Origin of the sequence: Brachybacterium phenoliresistens (assembly GCF_039530785.1) — a bacterium.
In the GTDB taxonomy this organism is placed as follows: Bacteria; Actinomycetota; Actinomycetes; order Actinomycetales; family Dermabacteraceae; genus Brachybacterium; species Brachybacterium phenoliresistens.
In genome coordinates this window covers 218,988-240,818 of sequence record NZ_BAAAOW010000006.1, presented here as the reverse complement: position 1 = coordinate 240,818, position 21,831 = coordinate 218,988, and the positions used below count along the sequence as shown (strand labels likewise).

At 72.4% G+C, this 21,831-nt stretch carries 15 protein-coding genes; 2 read left to right on the top strand and 13 right to left on the bottom strand.

Annotated features, from left to right (window positions below):
- Window positions 1–21: 21 nt before the first annotated feature.
- Window positions 22–1,086 (bottom strand): hydroxyacid dehydrogenase, encoded by a 1,065-nt coding sequence (locus ABD234_RS13980; protein ID WP_051487051.1) that lies wholly within the window; start codon window positions 1,084–1,086, stop codon window positions 22–24.
- On the bottom strand, window positions 1,083–4,544 hold the full coding sequence (locus tag ABD234_RS13975) for a hypothetical protein (RefSeq protein WP_344357348.1): 3,462 nt from the start codon (window positions 4,542–4,544) through the stop codon (window positions 1,083–1,085). The genes ABD234_RS13980 and ABD234_RS13975 overlap by 4 nt, the downstream gene beginning before the upstream one ends.
- Before the next feature lie 172 nt (window positions 4,545–4,716).
- On the opposite strand from ABD234_RS13975, the gene ABD234_RS13970 reads away from it, so the two are divergent.
- Window positions 4,717–5,772, top strand: coding sequence for a LacI family DNA-binding transcriptional regulator (locus ABD234_RS13970; RefSeq protein WP_344357345.1), 1,056 nt, complete (start codon window positions 4,717–4,719; stop codon window positions 5,770–5,772).
- Window positions 5,773–6,034: 262 nt separating this feature from the next.
- Entirely contained in the window at window positions 6,035–7,519 is a 1,485-nt protein-coding gene (locus ABD234_RS13965; RefSeq protein WP_232226461.1) for a hypothetical protein, read from the top strand.
- A 49-nt stretch (window positions 7,520–7,568) separates the two neighbouring features.
- Here the strand turns inward: ABD234_RS13965 and ABD234_RS13960 are convergent, their stop codons facing one another.
- The 11 genes from ABD234_RS13960 to ABD234_RS13910 all read right to left on the bottom strand — a co-directional run bounded on the left by ABD234_RS13960 (window position 7,569) and on the right by ABD234_RS13910 (window position 21,506).
- Window positions 7,569–8,504 carry an acetylxylan esterase gene (locus ABD234_RS13960; protein WP_038373845.1) on the bottom strand — a complete coding sequence of 312 codons (936 nt, stop codon included), beginning with the start codon at window positions 8,502–8,504 and terminating at the stop codon, window positions 7,569–7,571.
- Window positions 8,501–9,883 (bottom strand): pectate lyase family protein, encoded by a 1,383-nt coding sequence (locus tag ABD234_RS13955; RefSeq protein WP_038373843.1) that lies wholly within the window; start codon window positions 9,881–9,883, stop codon window positions 8,501–8,503. The genes ABD234_RS13960 and ABD234_RS13955 overlap by 4 nt, the downstream gene beginning before the upstream one ends.
- An 83-nt stretch (window positions 9,884–9,966) precedes the next feature.
- Window positions 9,967–11,541 carry a pectate lyase family protein gene (locus tag ABD234_RS13950; protein ID WP_344357340.1) on the bottom strand — a complete coding sequence of 525 codons (1,575 nt, stop codon included), beginning with the start codon at window positions 11,539–11,541 and terminating at the stop codon, window positions 9,967–9,969.
- 98 nt (window positions 11,542–11,639) lie between these two features.
- Window positions 11,640–13,706 (bottom strand): pectinesterase family protein, encoded by a 2,067-nt coding sequence (locus ABD234_RS13945; RefSeq protein WP_344357338.1) that lies wholly within the window; start codon window positions 13,704–13,706, stop codon window positions 11,640–11,642.
- Between the two features lie 305 nt (window positions 13,707–14,011).
- The gene (locus ABD234_RS13940) at window positions 14,012–14,983 is read right to left on the bottom strand and encodes a carbohydrate ABC transporter permease (protein WP_084148571.1); all 972 of its coding nucleotides are present in this window, start codon (window positions 14,981–14,983) and stop codon (window positions 14,012–14,014) included.
- Window positions 14,980–15,444 (bottom strand): hypothetical protein, encoded by a 465-nt coding sequence (locus tag ABD234_RS13935; protein WP_344357335.1) that lies wholly within the window; start codon window positions 15,442–15,444, stop codon window positions 14,980–14,982. Before ABD234_RS13935 ends, ABD234_RS13940 begins: the two co-directional genes overlap by 4 nt.
- A 5-nt stretch (window positions 15,445–15,449) precedes the next feature.
- Window positions 15,450–16,727 carry a glycoside hydrolase family 28 protein gene (locus ABD234_RS13930; RefSeq protein WP_344357332.1) on the bottom strand — a complete coding sequence of 426 codons (1,278 nt, stop codon included), beginning with the start codon at window positions 16,725–16,727 and terminating at the stop codon, window positions 15,450–15,452.
- Window positions 16,724–18,235: an extracellular solute-binding protein gene (locus ABD234_RS13925; RefSeq protein WP_344357329.1), complete on the bottom strand. Its 1,512-nt coding sequence runs from the start codon at window positions 18,233–18,235 to the stop codon at window positions 16,724–16,726. Before ABD234_RS13925 ends, ABD234_RS13930 begins: the two co-directional genes overlap by 4 nt.
- Window positions 18,236–18,284: 49 nt before the next feature.
- Window positions 18,285–19,793: an extracellular solute-binding protein gene (locus ABD234_RS13920; RefSeq protein ID WP_051486994.1), complete on the bottom strand. Its 1,509-nt coding sequence runs from the start codon at window positions 19,791–19,793 to the stop codon at window positions 18,285–18,287.
- The gene (locus ABD234_RS13915) at window positions 19,790–20,482 is read right to left on the bottom strand and encodes a YesL family protein (protein WP_344357325.1); all 693 of its coding nucleotides are present in this window, start codon (window positions 20,480–20,482) and stop codon (window positions 19,790–19,792) included. Before ABD234_RS13915 ends, ABD234_RS13920 begins: the two co-directional genes overlap by 4 nt.
- Window positions 20,483–20,510: 28 nt before the next feature.
- The gene (locus tag ABD234_RS13910) at window positions 20,511–21,506 is read right to left on the bottom strand and encodes an ABC transporter permease (RefSeq protein ID WP_084148570.1); all 996 of its coding nucleotides are present in this window, start codon (window positions 21,504–21,506) and stop codon (window positions 20,511–20,513) included.
- Window positions 21,507–21,831: the final 325 nt, after the last annotated feature.

Sequence of the window (21,831 nt, the reverse complement as noted above, 5' to 3'; positions counted from 1 at the left end):
GGGATCGGCCGGCGGCTGTGGTCAGGGCCGAGGGGCCGGTGCGGGGGCCGCCTCCGTCGCCGGGGTCGATGACGGCGCCGATGCCTGTTCCGGGGCCGATGCCGGCGCCGGGGCTGATGCCGGGGCCGATGCCGCGGGCGCCAGATGCTCCTCGACGGCATCGAGGGCGGCATCGGCCAGGCGGTGCAGCTCGCGGCCCATCGACCCCGCGATGTGCGGGGTGAGATGGACGTTGGCGAGCGAGTACAGGGGATGGCCGGGCGGGAGGACGTCCGGCTCGCTGACGTCGAGGATCGCGTCGATGCGGCCGGTGGCGAGCTCCTCGAGCAGCGCCTCCTGGTCCACGAGCTGGCCCCGGGCCGTGTTGACGAGGGTCGCGCCGTCGGGCATCGCCCGCAGCTGGGCGCGGCCGACCATGCCCGCGGTCGCCGCCGTCGCCGCGGCGTGCAGGGACACGACGTGGCAGCTCGCGAAGATCTCCTCCAGGCCGGCGCGGCGCACGCCCAGGATGGCGGCCTCGTCCTCCGCCAGCATCGGATCGTGCACGAGGATCTCCAGGTCGTGGCGCGCGAGCAGGCCGATCACGTGGCGTCCCACCGCGCCGGCGCCGATGATCCCCACCCGCGCCTCGTGGTTGCCGGAGTCCGGGAAGTGCAGCTCCCGGTCGAGATACCTCTGCTCGCGGCGATAGAGGCGGGAGGAGCGGAAGGCCTGCTTGTTCGCCAGCACGATCATGCTCGCGGCGTACTCCGCGGTGGGGATCGCGTTGCGGCGGTTCTGGCCGATCGTCCGGATCCCGCGCGCCCGCAGCAGCGGCGCGTCCGGGTGGGCCCCGCCCATGTGGGAGACGATCTCGAGCGCGGGCATCCGGGCGAGCACGGCCTCGTCGATCCGCGGCGGGTTCCAGCCCGTCAGCAGCACGCGCACCGGGGCGAGGACCTCCGGGGCGATCGCCGCGAAGTCGGTGACCACCCCGGGCGGGCCGATGCGCAGCAGACGGTGCAGGCGCTCCGACTGGGAGGGCCCGAAGAGGGCATCGGCCAGATGCGGCGGGCTCAGGGTCAGCAGGCCCCCGGGGCGGGTCATCGCTGCACCTGCCCGTAGATCTCGAGCTCGGCGAGGTTCCCGTTCCAGCCGGTGTCGTTGATCAGGCGCAGGTGGGGCCAGGCCTGCGCGGAGAGGATCTCCTCGCCCCGCAGCGAGGACCAGGTCCCGGCGCGGGCGCCGGCCACCGGGTCCGTGAGGTCCTGCCAGGTCTGCCCGTCGGCGGATCCCTGCAGGCGCGTCCCGTCCAGACGCTGCGGATGGGACGCGCGCGGCAGCATCCAGATCTCCTCGGGGACGCATCGCGCCCCGGCCTCCAGGTCGATGCGGAAGAACGCCCCGGCCCCCTGGGTGAGATCCGCGAAGGTCTCGGGATCGCGGTCGTGCACGAGCGCGGCGACGGCGGTCTCGTCCAGCCCGCCGCCGGGCCACTGCGGCGCCGAGGCGACGATCGAGGCGTCCTCGCCGAGGCGCAGCTGCCGCTCGGCCGCCCCGCCCACCTGGAGGGAGGATCCGTCGGTCGTGCTCCGGAGCGTGGGCGTGGCGGTCCCGTCCTCCCGGGTGCCGGTGACCTCGAGGGAGACCCGCCCGCCGCCGGCATCGCCGATGACCGCGGTGGCCACGGCGCCGAGCCCGTCGGCATCGAGCTCGACCTCGGCCTCGGCGCCGTGGAGGCGGACGTCCAGCGCGGCGAGCGGCACCCTCGAGCGGACCTCGCAGCGCACGACATCGCCCGCCCGGACCTTCCCGGCGAGGGCATCCTCGCTGCTCAGGGCGATGGTCTCGAAGACATTGCCGGTCTCCACGCGCTCGCCGTGGATGCGCAGCTCCGCGATCTCCATGAGGTTGCGGACGATCCCGTACAGGACATCGGGCTGCGGGTCGGTGAGATGGATGCGCAGCGCGGTGAACGCGGTGCCGCGCAGGGCGGGGTCGACCTCCAGGCGCTGCAGGTCCTGGGTGAGCTCGGCCGCCCCGGGGGTCAGCCGCGTCCAGGTGGCGCCGTCCGGGGAGCCCAGGACGATCGACGTCGCCAGGCGGTCCGCGAAGATGTTGGACTGCAGCGAGAACGCCTCGGCCCGCACCGCGAAGTCCGGCCCGAACTCGATCGTGTGGGTGAGGTCCTGCGCCATCCCGTACCAGGCGAAGGTGCCGGGGTCGCCGTCGGTCATCGCCGTGGGCGGCATCCCCAGCGTCGAGGCGGTGACCAGGCCCGCGTAGTCCAGGGATCCGTCCTCGAGGCGCGGGGAGAGCAGCTCCAGCGCGGCGGTGGCCGCCACCACGTCGGCGAGCAGGACTGCGAAGTCCGCATCGTCCGCCGAGCCGAGAGCCTCCTCGGCGGCGTCGACCCGGGCCTGCCAGGCCGCGAGGCTCCAGGAGACGTAGTCGGCCTGCGGGTCGTGGCCGGTGGCGGCGAGCTCCAGCGCGGCCCGCCGGTTCGCGCCCACGCCGATCTCCAGCGTTCCGGCGACCGCGGACGTGCCGTCCTCGGCCTGCACGATGACGGAGGTGAGACCGCCGCTGTCGGGCCGGGGGCGGTCCCCGCTGATCACCCCGGTCGCCGGGTCGATCCGCGCCCAGGACGGCAGGAAGGCGGCGGCATGCACCAGCTGCCCGCCCGAGCCCTGGATGCCCGGGTCGATGCGCAGCGGCACCCCGGCCACGCCGATCACGCGGCGCGGCGCATCGGCCGGGATCACCGGCGGCGTCAGCGTCGTGGCCGCATCGGTGCGCAGGGGGCCGATGTCGACCTGCACGCGGCCGGTCGCCGTCACCTCGAGCTCCTGATGGTCCGCGAACCCGCCGGACAGGGCGACCATGCGCCACTGCCCGTCGGTGTCGGGCAGGGGCACCGCCCGGTCGCCGGGGAGGACGCGCAGCAGGGCGGTCCCGTCCGTGCGCACCCGCAGCGCCACGAGGTCCTGCGGGCTGGAGGCGCTGAGCACGGCGACCCGCGACGGCTCCCGCCCGGCGTGGATGCTCAGGTGCGGCGCCTCGGCGCTCGGGCGGGCGATGTCGACGTCCCCGGCCAGGACCGTGCAGCGGTCGGCCAGATGGATCTCGGCGGCGCCCGGCGTGGGCCGGGGGAGCAGGGACGCGCCATCGGCCGCGGCGGCGGCGGGGATGTGCAGCCAGAAGTCGCCGCCCCCGTCGACGTTCTCCCAGGCGCTCGTGAGGCCGCCCCGGTAATGGAATCGATCCTCGAAACGCATCCGGAACGCCGCGTCCAGATGCGGCGCCTTCGTGGAGAGCTCCTCGCCGCGCTCATATCGGTAATAGGTCACGAGATCCCAGAAATTCGCGGTGAGGAACCGTCCGCGATAGCTGGGGGAGATGCGCCGGTACGTGTCCCGGATCGTTCCGTCGGGGCTGATCGCATAGGCCACGGGCGTCCATTCCGGATCATGGCCGAGCATGAAGGACCAGAAGTAGTCCGCCGCCGCCAGGATCCGGTCGTCGCCGAACTCGTAGGGCCCCACCGCATCGGCCGCCTCCGAGACGGTCCCGGCCACCGGGTCCACGCGGGTGCCCTGCGCCATCATCATCCGCGCGAGCTCCCAGGCGTTGTTGAGGTCCCCGCAGCCGTGGGCCTGGTCGCGGCCCATCTCGACGTGCTGGACCCGGCCCTGCGCCAGCGGTTCCCCGGTGAGGTCGTCGCGATCCACCCAGCGGAACAGCCGCGCGACCGCCCCGTTGAAGCCCTGGTCCTTCGCCGTCGCGTTGACGGTGGCCCACTCGACGCTGCGCTCGTACAGCCCGCGGTCGTCCAGCAGGATCGCGCCCGCCATGGCGCCCAGCAGCGGGTACGTGTGCTGGTTCATGAAGTGGTCGTTGCTGCTCTGGAACGTCTCGATGACCGGCCGGACCAGGTTCTCCCCGAACTCCTCGTGCAGCGGCGCGGTCCATTCGGCGGTGCCGTCGGCCGCGCTGGTGCAGCGCAGCAGCTCCGCGGCGGTGGCCATGCGCTGCATCGGCACCCCGGTGTGGATGTGCGCATCGGGGAAGGTCCCGAAGGCGGAGGGGTCCATCTGCGCCCACAGGCCGATGATCTCCATCGCGTTCGCGCGGTGCCGGGGCTCCCCGGTGATCACGAACATGACCGCCTGGGTGTAGGCGATCAGCGCATCCTCGATGAACAGCGAGTTGGTGCCGCGGCTGGCGAAGACGGTGGTGCGCGGTCGGCCCGGATCGGCCCCGTCCCGGTTGCGCGGCGCCGTGGTGAGCCCGGCGCGGGAGGACTGCGCCAGCTGGGAGGCGTAGCTGTGCCAGGGCTCGGCGCCCGCGGCGACCTGGGTGCGCAGGTTCCGCAGCGCGTCTGCAGTGAGCGAGACCCCGGGATGGGTGAACCCGGCGTCGCTCGTGAACTCGTGGAAGATCACGTCGGAATCGGAGATCGTGATCTCCGCGCGGGCGGGAATCCGGGTTCCGGCGATCCCCAGCCCGGCCAGGGCTGTGGCGGCGAGGAAAGCTCTGCGGCGGGGCCGCGACATTGCGGACATCGGGTGCTCCTGGTGGCGGATCGGCCGGAAATCGGTAGGACGATGGCACCACCGGGAAAGGGCCCGGTCAATCGGAGAGAGCGAAGCAGAAAGTTTTCCATCGGCTATGCTCGGCCCCGGGCCGGGACGATCCGGCCGCGAGGGTGCAGGCCAGGGGCACGAGGAGGGCGCGATGACGCAACCTGCGGGCCGTCGTCGCGGCGTGACGCTCTCGGAGGTGGCGCGCCGGGCCCACGTCTCCGTCGCGGTGGTCTCGAAGGTCGTCAACGCCCGTCCCGGCGTCTCCCCGGCGACCCGTGCGCACGTCCAGGAGGTCCTGCACGAGCTCTCCTACACCGCCCAGCGCAATGTGGCGGCCCGGTCGCGCCTGGTCGACGTCGTCGTCCCCGACCTGCACTCCAGCTGGATGAACCAGCTGATGACGGGCATGCACGCCGCGGCCCGCGCCGCGGACGTGGCGCTCGTGGTGACCATCGAGTCCGCGCAGGCGTGGATGAGCGCCGCCGCCGCGCGCGGCACCGCCGGGGTGATCCGCGTGCTGGACACCTTCGACCAGGAGGAGCTCGCCTGGCTGCGCGCCCACGACGTCGCCTTCGCCGAGGTGGCCTCCCGCCGCACGGATGCCGCCGGGGTCGCGCACATCGAGGCCACCGACGAGCTCTCCGGTCAGCAGGCCACGGAAGAGCTGATCGCGCAGGGGCACTCACGGATCCTCTACGCGGGCGGGCGCGGCACCCCCGCCGATCTGCTGCGACGCGCCGGCTACGAGCGCGCCATGCGGGAAGCGGGGCTGGGCGACCGGATCCGCGCCACCAGCGGCTGGTCGCTCTACGGCGCCACCGAGCAGACCCGCAGCGCCCTGGACGCCCACCGTCCCACCGCGATCGTGGCCTGGGCGGATCAGATCGCGCTGGCGATCATGCACGAGGCCCATCGGCTGGGCCGGGTGCTGCCCCGGGATCTCAGTGTGGTCGGGTTCGACGACCTCCCCGAGTCGGAGGGCGCCTACCCGCGCCTGACCACGGTGCATGTGCCGGTCCAGGAGATGGGCGCGGCCGCCGTGCGGGCCGTCACCGAGCCGGGCGGGGCCGCCGCGATGCCGCGCCGCCTGGCCACGCACCTGGTGCGCCGCGAGAGCGTGGCTCCGCCGCCGCCCTCGCCGCCCTCGCCCTCTCCGCCGTCACCCCCACCGCCGCCGCTCTTGCCGCCGTCGCCGCCTCGGAGCTGACGCGGCCGCCGACGCCGGCGGCCCGCAGTGTCGGCGGGCCCGGGCCGTGTGCACGATCGGCTGCCTGAGGTCCGCGGACCAGGCAATCGCCTGGCTCGAGGCTCTGAGACGGCCGTCCGTGCACGCCTCGACCAGATCGCGGCCCGAGCGACGGTCCGACACGAGGCCGACCCGAGGCCGACCCGAGTACTTGCGGCGCGTTTCCGGCAGTTTTCCGGCCCGGAGGCTGGGAACCGCTTTCCATTCCTGGCAGACTTGCCCCATGACCACATCGCAAGGACGCGACAGCTCCGCTTCCCCCGACGCCCCGACCGCCGCTCCGACCCCCGCCGCGACCGCGGTGCCCGCCGCCGCCGACGGCGCGCAGATCTTCTCCGTCACCGACAACGGCGCCTGGTGCTGGTTCCAGGACGAGCGCGCCGTCGTCGATCCCGCCGCGAACCGGGCCCTGATCGGCACGGTCGCCTCGCGGGCCGGCGCCGACGGTGACTCCCGGGGCGGCGACGTCGACCTGCACGTGGTCGATCTCGCCTCCGGCGCCGCGCAGACGGTGACCCTGCACGCGGGCCTCGAGTCCGACGACCACGACGACCCGGCGCTGTGGCGCCGCAGCGACGGCCGCTGGCTCGCGGTCTACTCGCGGCACAAGTCCGACGAGCTCACCCGCTGGCGCATCAGCGAGGTCGACGACCCCACCACCTGGGGCGAGGAGCACAGCTTCGACTGGGTCGGGGACCTGTTCGGCTCGCAGGAGGAGGCCCGCGCCGCCGGCGGCGGCCGCGGCGTGACCTACCAGAACATCCACCAGCTCGACGGCGTCCTGTACTGCTTCGTGCGCGCGATCAACGACGACCCCTGCTACCTCGTCTCCCACGACGAGGGCAGCAGCTGGGAGTTCGGCGGCCGCCTGCTGCACCGCGAGAAGATCGGCTACGTCAACGGCTACGCGCGCTATGCATCGGGCGCCCGCTTCGGCGGCTTCGGCCACGGCACCGACGACCGCATCGACGTCATCATCACCGAGCACCACCCGCGGGACTTCCCGAACTCCATCTGGCACGGCTATCTCGCGGGCGGTGCCCTGCATCGGGCCGATGGCACCGTCGTGTCGCCGCTGGGCCGGGGGCTGGAGGACGAGACCCCGCGGGCGGAGGACCTCACGCAGGTCTTCGCCAACGGCTCCACCTGGGGCGGCAGCGTCATGACCCATGCCTGGACCACCGACGTGCGCCGCGGCGAGGACGGCACTCTGGTCGCGATCCTCACCGCCCGCGCGGACGACGCGCTGGGCGTGGACACGGCCCGTCCGGCGTGGAACACGCCGAAGGAGGAGTACGCGCCGATCGACCACCGCTTCTTCCGCGGCGTGCTGCGGCCGGGCGCGGGGGAGTGGGAGGTGCGCGAGCTCGCCGGAGCCGGGCCGCAGCTCATGCCCCACGAGGAGGACTACACGGGGCTCGCCTCGATCGACCCGGACGACCTCGACGCCCTGTGGCTGTCGAGCATCGTGGACCCGCGCGACGGGACCGCCCTGGACCGGCACGAGATCTTCCACGGCCGCACCGCCGACGGCGGCGAGACCTGGGAGTGGACCGCGATCACCGAGGACTCCGAGGTCGAGAACTTCCGGCCCATCGCCCTGCCCGGGGACCCGTCGCGGCAGATCGTCACCTGGTACCGCGGGGCGATGCAGTCCTCGCAGGAGTACCAGGGCGAGGTCATGCTCCGCGTCGCACCCCGGCGCTGACGACCAGCCGCCCGCTCTGCGCGCAGAACGGGCGGCGGCCCCGGCGGCCTCAGGCCCGGCCGAGCGCCGCGGCCAGGAGGTCCACCGACTCCTCGCCGGCGAAGCGGTGCCCGTGCTCGGTGACCACCAGCGGCGGCGCCGGGACCCCGAGGGCCTCCCACGCCGGCGCCAGCCCCGCGTGCGCCGACCGGGTCGCGTCGATGGGGAAGATCCGATCCGCCTGCCCGGCCTCGAGCACCAGCGGCCGCGGGGCGATGAGCCGGGCGATGTCGGCCATGTCCAGGCGCAGGGCCGGGTCCTCGGAGGCGAACAGCCCGGGCACGATGTTGCACGGGCAGTGCGGCATCGCCAGGATGCTCGCCTCGAAGGTGCAGAAGAACGTCGCGACCAGCGAGGCGGCCACCGTCTCGTCCAGCGCCGCGAGCAGCAGGGCGACGGCGCCGCCGCCGGAGCCGCCGGCGACCGCGACCCGCTGCGCGTCCACCCCGGGCAGGGCCCGCAGGGCATCGGCCGCGGCGGCGGCATCCAGCACCCGGCGGCCCAGCAGCGTCGTCCCCGCCAGGAGATGGCGCGGGGCGTCGATGCGGCAGGAGTTGTCGGCCGGGCCGTAGGGCTCGGCGCCCGGGGCCGGTGCGGAGCGGCGCCGGCCGAAGCTCTGCATCTCCGGGCAGAGCACGGTGAACCCGGCCGCGGCGACGCGATGCGCGAGCGCGCCGTGGTACTCATCGGCCGGACCGGTGCGCACCAGGTCGTCGATGCCGCGGCCGTGCCCGGCCACGAGCACCACGGCGGCGCCCAGGTCGCGCTCCGGATCGGGACGCAGCAGGTGGGCGGGGATGACCGAGCCGTCCGCCGCGAGGATCTCGGTGGTGCTCACGACCCCGGGCGCGGCATCGGCCCCGCCGGCGAGCCGGGCGGGGACGGTCGCGGCCAGGCGGTCGATCCCCAGCAGCTCCCGCAGCCGCGCCCGGGCCGTGCCGCTCATGCCCGGCAGTCCGGGCCGATGCCGCCGGGCGCGGGCCCGAAGCGGGGCCCGGACCAGTCCTCGACGACGGCCTCGACCCGCTGCACCGGGTCCACGCAGGCGCGCAGGGTCGGGGTCCAGCTCGTGTCCTCCATCAGCTGCTCCTGTTCGGGGACGGTGGCGTTGTAGGCGGCGCGCAGATCCGCGGCGCGCCCGTCGACCAGGTTGCCACGGGTGGTGACCTGCGTGCCCTTGAGGACGGCGATGACATCCCCGGCCTCGGCGACGCCGCCCAGGTCGAAGCTGTTGGCCTCCGCCCACAGGTGGGAGTCGAAGCCCACCCCGAGGAAGTAGCCGAAGCCCACGCTCTGGTCCTCGCGCACCGCATAGCTGTTGTTGTACACGTCCACCTGCCCGAAGCGCACGCGCGGCGCGCGCTGGCCCACCCCGTCGTACAGGTTGTGGTGGAAGGTGACGCGCAGCTTCCCGGGATCGCCGCGGTCGGTCCGGTCGGTCGAGCCGACCAGGGTCAGCTTGTCGTGGTCCTCGAAGCGGTTCCAGCTGACGGTGACCAGGTCGGAGCCGTTGGTGATGTCCAGGGCGCCGTCGTGGCGCTGGTAGGTGCTGCCGAAGTGCTCGGGCAGCTGGTCGTCGGTCATCGGCGCATCGGTGAAGGTGCAGTGGTCCACCCACACGTGGGTGGAGCCGTTCACGATCCGCACGCTGTCGTACTCGCTGTTCCAGGCGCCGGTCGCGCCGTCGGTCGGATCCCAGGCGGGGAAGCAGTCGTAGGTGTCCGACAGCTCGAGGTTGCGCAGGATGACGTTGTCGACGCCGCTGATCGAGAGGCTCGCCCCGCGCAGGCCCGCGCCCTCCTCGGCGCCGATGATCGTCGTGTTCGAGGGCACGTCGATCTGGATCAGCGCGCGCTGCTTCTGCGCGGCCGCCGCGCGGGCGTCCTCCTGCGGGCCCTCCGGCTCGCGCTCGGTGCCCCAGGTCTCGGGGTCGTAGGCCTCGAGGTAGGCGTCCAGGTCGAAGCCGGTGCCCTCGGCGATCTCCTCGCAGCTCAGCGGGGTGCCGGCGTCGTCGGCGTTGACCTCGATCGTGCCGTGGACGCGGATGATCTTGGGGGCGTCCCCGGCCTCGACGAGGGCCGCCTCGAGCTCGGCGCGGGTGGAGACGTCGTAGACGTGCTCCGCGCTCGCCTCCGAGCCGCCGGTGGTGCCGCCCTCGGCGCTCGCCCAGCCGTCGCCGTCCGGCAGCGCCTGCCGCTCGGTGATCGCGGCGGGCCGCGGGTCGCGCGCCGGATCCGGATCGGCCTGGGCGGCGACGGGTGCGAGCAGCAGCAGGGCGGCCGAGGCCGCGGCGATCTGCGCGAGACGGCGGGGCGTACGGGACATGGCGGGGTCCTTCCGGGCAGGGGCGGCGGGATCGGTCGGCGGCCCTGCGGGAGGGCCGATGTGCGGGGCAGGGGGCCGGGCGCTCATGCGCGGGGGTCCGAGATCTCGTGCGGGCCGCCGATCAGGACGACGTCCTGCAGGGTCAGCGAGTCGTCGACCGAGCGCAGCGGGAACGCGGGCCGGTCCCCGTGCGCGGCCTCGTCGTACGCGTTCTCGAGGGTGAGCGCGGCCAGGGTGACCGCACCGGCGAGCACCGTGACGGTGGCCCAGTCCGTGGCCGGCTTGTCGTAGGTGAGGGTGACATCGGCCGGGTCCCCGCTGGCGCCGCGGATCACCAGGGAGTCGCAGCCCGGCCACACCGTGAGCACCTCCCGGTAGACGCCGGGGTGGACGACGATCTCCACCGGGTGGGGGCTGCACCAGGCCGCGCCGATCGCGGCGTGCACGGAGAGCATGTCCCCGCTGCCGTCCTGGGCGACGTGCAGGGTGCGCGGCACCAGCTCGCGCCGGGTGCGCGGGCCGGCGTGGGCGGTCAGCAGGTCCCGCACCGCATCCACGGGGTCCAGGGCGTAGTCGTAGTGATCGGCCGGGTCGACGTCGATGCCGTTGTCCTCCCATTTTCCCCAGCAGCCCTCGCGCAGATTGCCGTTCTGGGCGACGCGGGACTCGGGGCTGGACAGGCCGATGGGGTTGCGCACGGATTCGAAGACGCTGTGCTCGATGAGCAGCTGGGTCGCCCCGCGCGAGGCCATCCCGTAGGAGCTCGCCCCCGCCAGCCACACGTTGTAGGCGTGGCCGATGCGCACCTGGTCGATGCTCCCGTTGCGCTGGTGCACGTTCGAGAAGCGGACGTGGTGGATGGTCAGGGTGGTCACGAGGTTGTCGGTCCAGCCCACGCCGAGGGTCTTGTTGTGGTCGCGCAGCACGGACCACGACAGGGTGACCTCGCGCGAGTCCTTGCGGATGTCGACCTGCCCGTCGCCGAGGCGCGCGAACTCGCAGTGGTCGATCCACACGTGGTCCGAGGTGTCCACGCGGATGCCGTCGTTGTCGTTGTCGTCGAACTTCCCGTCCCAGTCCCCGGCGACGTACGAGTCGCGGAACGTGAGGTTGCGGATGATGACGTTCGAGACGTGCAGCAGGCGGATCCCGCCGCCGACGATCTCCGCCCCGGCGCCGACGCCGAGGATGCTCGTGTGCGCGGAGACGTCCGTCATGGTGCCGGGGGCGAACACGATCGTGCCCTCCACCAGGACGACGGCGGGACCCTCGGCGGCGACGGCCGCGGCGAACTCCTCCGCGGTGCGGACGGTGAGCACCGGCCCGCCCAGCCCGCCGGTGGTGCCCTCGGGCAGCGCGGGGGAGGGCACGGAGGCGAAGCCCGTCGCCACGGGCGACCACACGGGGCCGTCGGCGGTGGCGGCGTCGCGGTCCACGCGCATGCGACGCAGCAGGTCCTGCGCCGTCGCGCGGGGGCCGCCGGCCGGGTCCGGGCCCGAGGGCGCCGCCGGCGCGGCGAGGGCCGGTGCGGCGATCGCGGCGAGGGCGGCGGCACCGGCCGCGGAGCCGAGCAGGGCATGGAACCGCCGGCGGGTCAGGGCGGGGGCGGGGACGGAGTCGGAGGAAGAGGAGGCAGGGGAGGAGGGAGCGGGGCTCATGATCGTCCTTGATCGTCGGGTCTCGTCGGGTCTTCTCGGGTCTTCTCGGGGGTGGGGGGCGGGCCGGCGTTCCCGGGGAGCGCCGGCCCGATGGCCGGTCAGGCCCAGGGCGTCCAGTTGTCGTCGCCGCGCAGGTAGGTCTCGCGGGTGTGGACGGCGGCCTCCTCGGGCGTCAGCTGCGGGCGGCCGGTCGTGTCCCCGCCGGCGGGCACCGCCCCGGGGCCGGTGTTGGCGTGCTCGCGCAGGAAGTCGTCCTGCCAGGGCCAGCCGCTCATGTCCGACCAGGCGGGCGTGCGGATGTGCGCGCCCAGGTGGGAGTCGCGCACCACGCAGGACGGCTCGACGTTCGGGTCGCTGGAGGGATGCCAGGGCCGGCCCAGGTGCACGGTCCCATCGGCCGCGGAGGAGGTGAACTCGCAGCCGGTGAACAGGATCCCGAAGGTGTCCTGCGCGGTCGCCGGGGCGGCGACGTAGCCGTTGTTGCCGCCGGGGCCGGCGCCGCGGTCGTAGGAGCGGATCTCGCAGCCGTCGAAGACCATCGTGGCCCGGCCGTAGATGAAGTCCACGTCGCCGTCGACGAAGGAGTCGCGCACGTACACGCGGGCCACGACCCCCTTGGAGACGGACTCGCCGAGGAAGGTGTCCTGGTTGCCCAGCAGCCGCACCCCGTCCAGCACGATCCGATCGCCGACGGTGCGCAGGGCCTGCGCCTGCGATCCGCCGTGCAGGGCCTCGTCGTAGCCGTTCTCGACGGTGAGGTCCCGGACGGTGACGTCGTCCGAGAGCACCGCGAGGGTCGCCGCGCCGGTGCCGCCGAAGTCGCCGCCGTAGAACTTGTCCGTCCCGGCCGCGAGGTCGTAGGTGAGCACCACATCGGTCGCCTCGCCGGTGGCGCCGCGGATCACCAGGCCCTCGCAGCCCGGCCAGACCCGGACCACCTCCCGGTAGATCCCGGGCTCGACGATGATCTCCACGGGGTGGGGGCTGCGCCAGGCGGCGCCGACGGCCGCGCCGAGGCTCGCCACGTCCCCGCTGCCGTCCAGGGCGACCCGGATCCGCCGGCCGGTCCTCTCCTTCCGGGCGTGCGGCCCGGCGTGCGCGGGCACGAGGGCGGGGACCTCGTCGCGGGAGTCGGCGACGTAGGCGTAGTGGTCGGAGGCCTCGAAGGTCGCCCCGGTGTGGTCCTTGCGCCCGCGGATCGCGGTGAAGCGGTTGTGGCGCGAGTCGATGCGCGAGTCCGGGTCCTTCGCGACCAGGGCGTCCTCGCCGTCCTCGAACACGCACTGCTCGACCAGCAGCGACGAGGCGCCGCGCGACATCATCCCGTAGTGGGTCTGGCCCTGCAGCAGGCAGCTGTACACGTGCCCGTGCAGGACGTTGTCGATGCTCGCATTGCGCTGGTAGGTGCTGGAGAACCACAGATGGTGCAGCGTCAGCGTGGTGACGACGTTGTCCGTCCAGCCCACGCCGAGGGTCTTGTTGTGGTCGCGGAAGATCGACCAGGAGACGGTGACCTCGCGCGAGTCCTTGCGGATGTCGACCTGCCCGTCGCCGAGCCGCGCGAACTCGCAGTGGTCGATCCATACGTGGCGCGAGGTGTCCACGCGGATGCCGTCGTTGTCGTTGTGGTCGGCCTTCCCGTCCCAGTCCCCGGCGACGTAGGAGTCGCGGAACGTGAGGTTGCGGATCACGACGTTGCGCACCCGGTCCAGGTGGAGCCCGCCGCCGACGATCTCCGCGCCGCGGCCCACCCCGAGGATGCTCGTGTCGCCCGCGACCTTGAGGTTCGCCCCGAAGGGTTCGATGGTCAGGGAGCCGTCGACGAGGACGACGGTCGGCTCGGTCCGGGCGATCGCCTCGGCGAGCTGCGCCGCGGTGGTCACGGTGATGATCTCGCCGCCGAGCCCGCCGACGGCGCCGTCGGGCAGGTCCTCGCCGGGCACCCCGGCGAAGCCCGTCGCGAGCGGCGACCAGACGGGCCCGTCGGCCGTGGTCGCGTCCTGGTCCACGCGCATGCGACGCAGCAGTCCGCGGGCCTGCGAGGCGGTGTCGCCCCCGGGGTCGGCCTGGGCGGGACGGGCGGTGAGGGCCGATGCCGTGAGGGCGGCGCCCCCGGCGGCGGCTCCGAGGAGGACAGGGAGGTGACGGCGGGCAATGGAATGCATGATCTTCCTTGATCTGTCGGTCCATCAGGGGGTGGGGAAGGGCGGGGGCGCCGCGGGGCGCGGCGCTGCGCACGGCGAGCGAGGCGCGGCGCGGAGGGGAGGGGACGACGAGCGGTCCCGGAGGACCGGGGCTGGGGCTCGGGACCGGAGCTGGGGCTCTGGGCTGGGGCTGGGGCTGGGGCTGGGGCTCTGGGCTGGGGCGGGGCGCGGCGGCGGGTCAGCCCTGCTCCTCTGGCTGATCTCCTCGGCACCGGCCTGCGGAGGCGCTCGTTCCTCGCACCTCCTCCGGCCGGAGCCTTCGTCGATCAGCCCTTGACGGAGCCGATCATGGCGCCCTTGACGAAGAAGCGCTGGACGAAGGGGTAGACCATGAGCATCGGGAAGGTCGCCACGGCGATGACGGCCATCTTCACGCTCTGGGCGGGCGGGACGACGTCCACGACGGTGGCATCGGCGTTCATGCCGCTGGAGACGATGACGACCTGGCGCAGCAGCACCTGGATCGGCCACTTCGAGGAGTCGTTGATGAACAGGACGGCGCCCATGTACGTGTTCCAGTAGGTCACGGCGTAGAACAGGCCGATGGTCGCGATCGAGGCCAGGGACAGCGGCAGCACGATCCGGGCGAACACGCCCACCTCGCTGCAGCCGTCGATCCGCGCGGCCTCCTCGAGGCTCGCCGGGATGCCCTGGAAGAAGTTCCGCATGATCACGAGGTTGAAGGCGTTCACCGTCACCGGCAGGATCAGCGACCACAGCGAGTCCAGCAGCCCCAGCTTCGAGACGACGATGAAGGTCGGGATCATGCCGCCGCTGAACAGCATCGTGAAGATGACCAGGAAGTTGATCCAGCGCCGGCCCAGCAGCCCGGGCTTGGACAGGGCGTAGGCCATCATCGAGGTCACCAGCAGGCTGAGGAAGGTGCCGACCACGGTGACGAACACCGAGACGCCCATGGCCCGGAAGATCGTCGGCGTGGAGAGGATGTAGCGGTAGGCCGCCAGCGACCATTCGCGCGGGATCAGCACGAAGTTGCGGGTCGCGAGCTCGCCGGGGGTCGCGAAGGAGCTGCCGATCACGTGCACGAACGGGATCAGGCAGATCAGCGCGAAGGAGGTCAGGACCACGCCGTTGACCACCGCGAAGACCTTCTCGCCGGGGGTGCGGGGGCGCCCCGGGCGGGAGGTCCGCCGCGGGGGCGCGGGCCGCGGCTCCTCGGGCCGGATCGCGGCGTCCGGGACGGCCACAGGGGTCGCATCGGCGGAGATGGAGGTCATCGGAGGCTCCCCTCGGGAACGGGACGCAGCGCGAACAGCGCGGCGGCCGCGAAGAACAGGAATGCGATCGGGAACAGGACCAGCTGGCTGCCCAGCAGGCACACCAGCCCGGCCACGAGGAACAGCAGCCCGGTGCTGCGGCGGTGCGGCCGCATCCGGGTCAGCGCCAGCCCGGCGGCGCTGACCAGCAGCAGCACCACCAGGGAGATGCCGAACCAGGCGGCGAGGGTGCGGGCGGAGGCGTAGGCCTCGGCCGCGTCGGCGCTCTCGCCCACGAGCGAGGGCATCACGGCCTCGGCGAAGGTGGCCTGGTCGATCGTGTTGATCACGAGCGTGAAGCCGCCCATGAGCACCAGCGACCCGGCGATGCCGAGGCAGACCAGGACGATCTCGAGGGTGCGGCGCATCCGCGGGGCGGGCCCGGGAGCGGCGGACGGCCGCGGGGCGGGACGGTCGGTCATGGTGGTCACCTCTCGATCACCTCGGCGTGCAGATCCGGGCAGTCCTGCGCGACCAGGGCCTCCCCGGCGGCGCCCTGCACGCGGATCCGCGACAGGTGCGCGCCGCGCAGATGCCCCAGGCGCAGCCCCTCCCGGGCGACCGGGCCCAGGCCCGCGGCCATCTCCGGGGTGCCCGGGGCGGCATCGGCCGTGAAGGAGACCGAGAGGTCCTCGATGGTGAGGTCCACGAGCGGCGCCTCCGGCAGCCCGAACACGTGCCCGGCGCTGGCGTGCACGCGGGTCGCGGTGAGGTGGGCCAGGTGCAGTCCGCGGATGCGCGGGGTCCCCGCGTCGACCGTGCGGGCCGCGCGGTCGCCCACGTGGGGGAGCTTGCCCTCCTCGCCGCAGAAGTAGAACGGGTTCACGGTGATCGGGCACAGCACGTCGTCCATGACGATGTTCGACACCCGCAGGTTCTCGATCACGCCGCCGCGGCCGCGGCGCGTCTTCAGGCGGATCCCGCGGTCCGTGGACTGGAACACGCAGCCGGTGATGACGACGTTGCGCACGTCGCCGCTCATCTCGCTGCCCAGGACCACCCCGCCGTGCCCGTGCACCATCGTGCAGTGCGAGATGATGATGTTCTCGCAGGCCACCTGGGTTCCGGCGTGCTCGGTGCCGGCCTTGACGGCGATGCAGTCGTCGCCGACGTCGATATGGCAGTCGTGGATCCTCACGGAGCGGCAGGACTCGGGGTCGATGCCGTCGGTGTTGGGGGAGTCCGCCGGGTTGCGGATGCTGATCCCGGAGATGGTGACCTGGTCGCACAGGGCCGGGTGCACGGTCCAGGCGGGGGAGTTGCGCAGGCTCACGTCGCGCACCACCACCCGCTCGCACTCGTGCAGGCCGATCAGCGTGGGCCGCGGGTTCGGCAGGCGGGTCGCCGGGTCGCGGAAGGCGTCCCACCACGCCTGCCCGCCGCCGTCGATGGTGCCCAGCCCCGTGATCGCGACGTCGCGCTCGCCGTGGGCGTACAGGCAGGGGGCGTGGATCTCGCGGGGCGAGCCCTCCCAGCGGGCGGTGACGATCGGGTACAGGTCGGGGTGGGCGACGAACTGCAGCAGGGCGCCGGCCTCGAGGTGCAGCTCGACGCCGGAGCGCAGGCGCAGGGAGCCGGTGCGGTGCACCCCGGGGCCCACGCTCACGCGCCCGCCGCCGCGGGCGGCGGCGTCGTCGATCTCCCGCTGGAGCTGCTCGGTGACGAGCGAGCCGGCGGCCGGTGCCTCGGCGGTCAGGAGCGTCATCCCTGCACCGCCTCGTAGGCCTCGGTGTACTCGGCGATGACGTCGTCCAGACCCTGGCCGCGCAGGGTCTCGATGGTGGCCTCGTAGTCGGCCATCGTGGTCTGGCCCATGATGAACGTGCTGTACGAATCGCTGAGCGCCTGCTCGATGGTGGACCACGAGCGGTCGAAGGTCGCGGAGGTCAGCTGCTGCGCGGGGTTGGTGACGACGAACTCCTCGTTCTCGGCCATCATCTCGTGGGCGAGGTTCACGTAGTCGTTGGTGGACTTGTACAGCTCCACCAGGTACGACGGCCGCGAGCCGTTGTAGGGCTGGACCTGCTGCTCCCACAGGGCCTGGTCGATGATCTCGAGCGCCCCCTCGTCGTCGAACGCGAAGTGGGTGCCCTCGACGCCGTTGGTCATGAGCTGGAAGTTCGGCTCCTCGTGCAGGGCGTCCATCAGCGCCAGGGCGCCTCGCACGTCGGCCTCCTCGGGCAGGGTCTGCGTGGAGAAGGAGAACAGGCCGCCCATCCCGCCGTTGGTGTCCGAGACGATGCGGCGGGGCACGTCGGCGTAGGTGATGTCGTTGATCAGCGTCCACCGCACCTCGGTGTCGGGGCTGATCGACTCGGCGAGGCTGACGTAGTTCTTGGCCTCGAACAGGCCGGTGACGACGATGCCGCCCTTGTCCTGGGCGATGGCCTGCTGCTGGTTCTGCTTCTGCGTGGTGATGAACTCCTGGTTCACGCCGCCGGCCTCGTAGACGCCGCGGTACCACTCCATGGCCTGCTTCCACGGCTCGCTGATCGCGGCGGGGATCAGCTGCCCGGAGGCCTCGTCCAGCTGGAAGCGGTCGCCCGCCCCGAAGTAGCCGGCCAGGGTCCGGAAGGCGACGCCGAAGCTCTCCTGGCGGTCGATGAACCCCGTGACCTTCGCGCCGGTGCCGGTGGGGTCGCCCTCGGCGAAGGCCTTCGCCACGGCCTCGAGCTCCTCGATGGTGTGCGGGACCTCCAGGCCCAGGCGGTCCAGCCAGTCCTGCCGCACCAGCACGCCGTACCGCGCGACCTCCTTGACCATCGGCACCCCGTAGAGCACGCCGTCGATGCGGCCGGCGTCCAGGGTGGTGGGGTTGATCGCCGCGAGGTTCGGGTAGTCGGCCAGGAGGTCCTCGACCTCCCAGAACATCCCCGAGCTCAGCGCCTGGCGCACGGAGGAGGTGTTCCAGGAGATGTTGGTGGTGATGTCGGCGATGTCGCCGGAGGCGAGCACCGCGTTGATCTTCTCCTCCCAGGACGCCGCCGGGACCCACTGGAGCTCGAAGCTCTGCCCGGTGCTCTCCTGCAGGCCCTTCTCGACCGGGCCGCCGGCCTGCGGGGTGGTCGGCGTGTGCAGCACCGACATCCAGGTCAGGGGACGGGAGCCGTCGCCCCCGGTGCCGCCGGAGCTCCCGGAGCCGCAGGCGGACAGGCCGGCGGCGCCGGCGGCGGCCAGGGGGAGGGAGGACAGGACGTGTCGACGAGAGATCATCGGGGGCTGCTTTCTGCGAGGGGGACGGGCGGAGCGGGACGCGGGGGCGTCAGTTCACGGCCTCGTAGGCCTCGGTGAGCTCGGCGATGATGTCGTCCAGGCCCTGGCCGCGCAGGGTCTCGACGGTCGCCTCGTAGTCGGCCATCGTGGACTGGCCGGTGATGAAGGTGTTGTAGGCGTCGTTCAGGCCCTGCTCGATCGTGGACCACTGGGCGTCGTAGGTCTCCGAGGAGAGGGACTGGGCCGGGTTCGTGACCGCGAACTCGTCGTTCTCCGCCATCATCTGGTTGGCGAGGTTCACGTACTCGTTGGAGGACTTGTACTGCACCACCTGGTCGGAGGGGCGCGAGCTCGAGTACGGCTGGACCTGCTGCTCCCAGGCCGTCTGGTCGATGATGCTGATGACCCCGTCGGCGTCCTGCTCGAAATGGGTGCCCTCGACGCCGTTGGTCATGAGTTGGAAGGCCGGCTCGTCGAGGAGGGCGTCGATGAGGGTGAGGGCCCGGGCGAGGTCCTCCTCGCTCTTGAGGGTCCGGGAGTTGAAGGCCATCAGCCCGCCCATGCCGCCGGAGGTGTCCGAGACGATGCGGCGGGGGACGTCGGCGTAGGTGATGTCGTTGATCAGCGTCCACCGCACCTCGGTGTCGGGGCTGATCGACTCGGCGAGGCTGACGTAGTTCTTGGCCTCGAACAGGCCGGTGACGACGATGCCGCCCTTGTCCTGGGCGATCGCCTGCTGCTGGTTCTGCTTCTGGACGGTCACGAACTCCTGGTTGACGCCGCCGGCCTCGTAGACGCCGCGGTACCACTCCATGGCCTGCTTCCACGGCTCGCTGATCGCGGCGGGGATCAGCTGGCCGGAGGCCTCGTCCAGCTGGAAGCGGTCCCCGGCGCCGAAGTAGCCGGCCAGGGAGCGGAAGCCGACCGCGAAGCTCTCCTGGCGGTCGATGAAGCCGGTGACCTTCGCGCCGGTGCCGGTGGGGTCGCCCTCGGCGAAGGCCTTCGCGACCGCCTCGAGCTCCTCGATGGTGTGGGGGACCTCGAGGCCCAGGCGGTCCAGCCAGTCCTGCCGCACCAGCACGCCGTAGCGGGCCATCGGCTTCTGGAAGGGCACGCCGTAGAGCGTGCCGTCCAGGCGAGCCGCGTCGATGATGCGCGGGTCGATCGCAGCGAGGTTCGGGTAGTCCGCCAGATGCGGCTCGACGTCCCAGAACAGGCCGGACTTCAGCGGCTCGCGCACCGAGGCCATGCCCTGGTTGAGGGTGTTGATGTCCGCGAGCGAGCCGGAGGCGAGCGCCGCGTTGATCTTCTCCTCCTTGGAGGCGTCTGGCACCCACTGGAACTCGAAGTCGACGCCGGTGAGCTCCGCCAGCCCGGTCATGACGGGGCCGTCGGCATCGGGTGTGGTGGGGGTGTGCAGCATCGACATCCAGGTGAGGGTGCCGCCGCTGCCGCCGGAGCCGCCGGATCCGGAGCCGCCCGAGCCGCAGGCGCTGAGAGCGGCGGCGCCGAGGGCGGCGGCGGGCAGGGACGTCAGGAGGGTTCTGCGCTGGATCATGCCGGGGTTCCTTCCGGAGAGGGGGCTGCCCGGTCCGCGGTTCGGATCGGGCCGGAGGCGGACGCGTCGTCGCGCCGCAGGGTGTCGTTCTGGTCGGGGGCCGGCAGCGCGCCGCGCAGGATCGCGGCGACGGCGACGGCGGGCAGGGCGATGCCGAGCAGGGGGAACAGCGGGACGGCGAAGCGGAGCATGAGCGCCCAGCTGATCGCGACCCCGACGGCGGCGAGGATGCTCCAGTGCAGGGAGCCGATGCCCAGCAGCAGCGCCGTGGTGATCTGGCGGCGGATTCCGGTCACGTCCGTGGCGGCCATGACGAAGAAGACGTAGCAGCCGATCATCAGCAGGGCCCCGAGGGCCGCGAGGTTCGCCGCCCGCAGGTACCAGTCGGTGAGGCTGAGCAGGTTCACGCCGATCACGGCGCCGGCGCCCAGCAGCACCCAGCCCATGAGCATCGGCCGGATGCCCTGGGTGCGCAGGCTGCGCCAGACGGCACGGGCCGGCGGCGGGGTCTCGCCGTGGCGGAACCAGCGGTCCAGGTAGGCGGCCAGGGCGTAGCTGGCGGGGCCGAACCCGAGCACGCCCAGACCGAGCACGGTCACCAGCGTCCACAGCACGTTCAGCCAGATGATCCGCCAGAACCCGCCGAGCCAGCGGTTCAGGGTCGCGAACTGTTCGAAGGAGAAGAGCATGGGGGCACCTCCTGCCGGCGCGGGCCGGTCAGTACACGCCTTCCTCGCCGAGCTTCTTGGCCAGGGAGTTCGCCATCATCACGAGGATGAGCCCCACCAGGCCCTTGAACAGGCCCACCGCGGTCGCATAGGACAGCTGTCCGTTCTGGATGCCGGCGGTGTACACGTACGTATCGAAGATCTCGCCGACCTCGCGGTTCATCGAGTTCAGCAGCAGGAACATGTGCTCGAAGCCGAGCTCCAGGAAGTCGCCGATCGACAGGATGAACAGCACGATGATGGTCGCGCGGATCGCCGGCAGCGTGATGTGCCAGGTCTGCTTCCAGCGGTTGGCGCCGTCGATCTCCGCGGCCTCGTAGAGGTTCGGGTCCACGGCGGTCAGGGCGGCGAGGTAGACGATGGTGCCCCAGCCGGCGGTGCGCCAGATGTGCTGGAAGACGTACATCGGCCGCAGCCAGTCCGGATCCGTGAGGAAGCCGATCGGCTTCCCGCCGAGCGCGGCGATGAGCTCGTTGATCGCCCCGCCGTCGGTGGTGAGCATGACGTAGAAGATCGACACGACGATCACCCACGACATGAAGTGGGGGATGTAGATGATCGTCTGGATGCTGCGCTGGAAGAGCTTGGTGCGCACCTCGTTGAGCAGCAGCGCCAGGATGATCGGCACCGGGAACGAGATCACCATCAGCAGCAGCGAGAGCACCAGCGTGTTGCGCAGCAGCATCCAGAAGGTGTCCTCGGTGAACAGGCGCACGAAGTGCTCCAGCCCCACCCAGGGGCTCTCCAGGATGCCGAGGAACGGCTTGTAGTCCTGGAAGGCGATCACCAGCCCGCCCATCGGGACGTACTTGAACACCAGGAAGTAGGCGATGCCCGGCAGCGCCATGAGGTACAGCGTGCGCTGCTGCCAGATCCGGGTGCGGACGGGCCGGACGCGCAGTGCGGGCCGGTCCGGACGCCCGGTCGGTGCGGGGGTCGTCGCGACGGCACCGCTGGGGGGCGCGATCGATCTCTCTGCCGTCATCGGCCTTCCTTGCTCCTCGTCGAGTTCGGGAACACAGGGCCGATGAGAAACCGGTCTCCCGTGTGGCGACCAGTGTGCGGTGTGGGCCGCGTCATGTCAACGCTGCGCGGCGATCCGGTGCCCGGTGAAGGGGAGGTCGACCCGCGGTCTGCAGTCAATACGCAGGTCAGCGGCGTGATCACGATGCGATATCGGTCGCGGAGGGCGCTGTCGGGCCGTTCTGGAGGGGGTGCGGAGGCTGCTCTCGACCGCCCCGCGGGCGCCTGCTACAGTCGGTCCCGATCGCTGCGAGAAACCGGTTCCTGAGTACGTTTCCCACGTCGCT

Coding starts and splice junctions, on each gene's coding strand:
- ABD234_RS13955 (WP_038373843.1), bottom strand. CDS start 9,883: ATGTCCCGTACGCCCCGCCGTCTCGCGCAGATCGCCGCGGCCTCGGCC.
- ABD234_RS13930 (WP_344357332.1), bottom strand. CDS start 16,727: ATGACGCTCCTGACCGCCGAGGCACCGGCCGCCGGCTCGCTCGTCACC.
- ABD234_RS13980 (WP_051487051.1), bottom strand. CDS start 1,086: ATGACCCGCCCCGGGGGCCTGCTGACCCTGAGCCCGCCGCATCTGGCC.
- ABD234_RS13935 (WP_344357335.1), bottom strand. CDS start 15,444: ATGACCGACCGTCCCGCCCCGCGGCCGTCCGCCGCTCCCGGGCCCGCC.
- ABD234_RS13915 (WP_344357325.1), bottom strand. CDS start 20,482: ATGCTCTTCTCCTTCGAACAGTTCGCGACCCTGAACCGCTGGCTCGGC.
- ABD234_RS13975 (WP_344357348.1), bottom strand. CDS start 4,544: ATGTCCGCAATGTCGCGGCCCCGCCGCAGAGCTTTCCTCGCCGCCACA.
- ABD234_RS13965 (WP_232226461.1), top strand. CDS start 6,035: ATGACCACATCGCAAGGACGCGACAGCTCCGCTTCCCCCGACGCCCCG.
- ABD234_RS13970 (WP_344357345.1), top strand. CDS start 4,717: ATGACGCAACCTGCGGGCCGTCGTCGCGGCGTGACGCTCTCGGAGGTG.
- ABD234_RS13950 (WP_344357340.1), bottom strand. CDS start 11,541: ATGAGCCCCGCTCCCTCCTCCCCTGCCTCCTCTTCCTCCGACTCCGTC.
- ABD234_RS13925 (WP_344357329.1), bottom strand. CDS start 18,235: ATGATCTCTCGTCGACACGTCCTGTCCTCCCTCCCCCTGGCCGCCGCC.
- ABD234_RS13960 (WP_038373845.1), bottom strand. CDS start 8,504: ATGAGCGGCACGGCCCGGGCGCGGCTGCGGGAGCTGCTGGGGATCGAC.
- ABD234_RS13940 (WP_084148571.1), bottom strand. CDS start 14,983: ATGACCTCCATCTCCGCCGATGCGACCCCTGTGGCCGTCCCGGACGCC.
- ABD234_RS13910 (WP_084148570.1), bottom strand. CDS start 21,506: ATGACGGCAGAGAGATCGATCGCGCCCCCCAGCGGTGCCGTCGCGACG.
- ABD234_RS13945 (WP_344357338.1), bottom strand. CDS start 13,706: ATGCATTCCATTGCCCGCCGTCACCTCCCTGTCCTCCTCGGAGCCGCC.
- ABD234_RS13920 (WP_051486994.1), bottom strand. CDS start 19,793: ATGATCCAGCGCAGAACCCTCCTGACGTCCCTGCCCGCCGCCGCCCTC.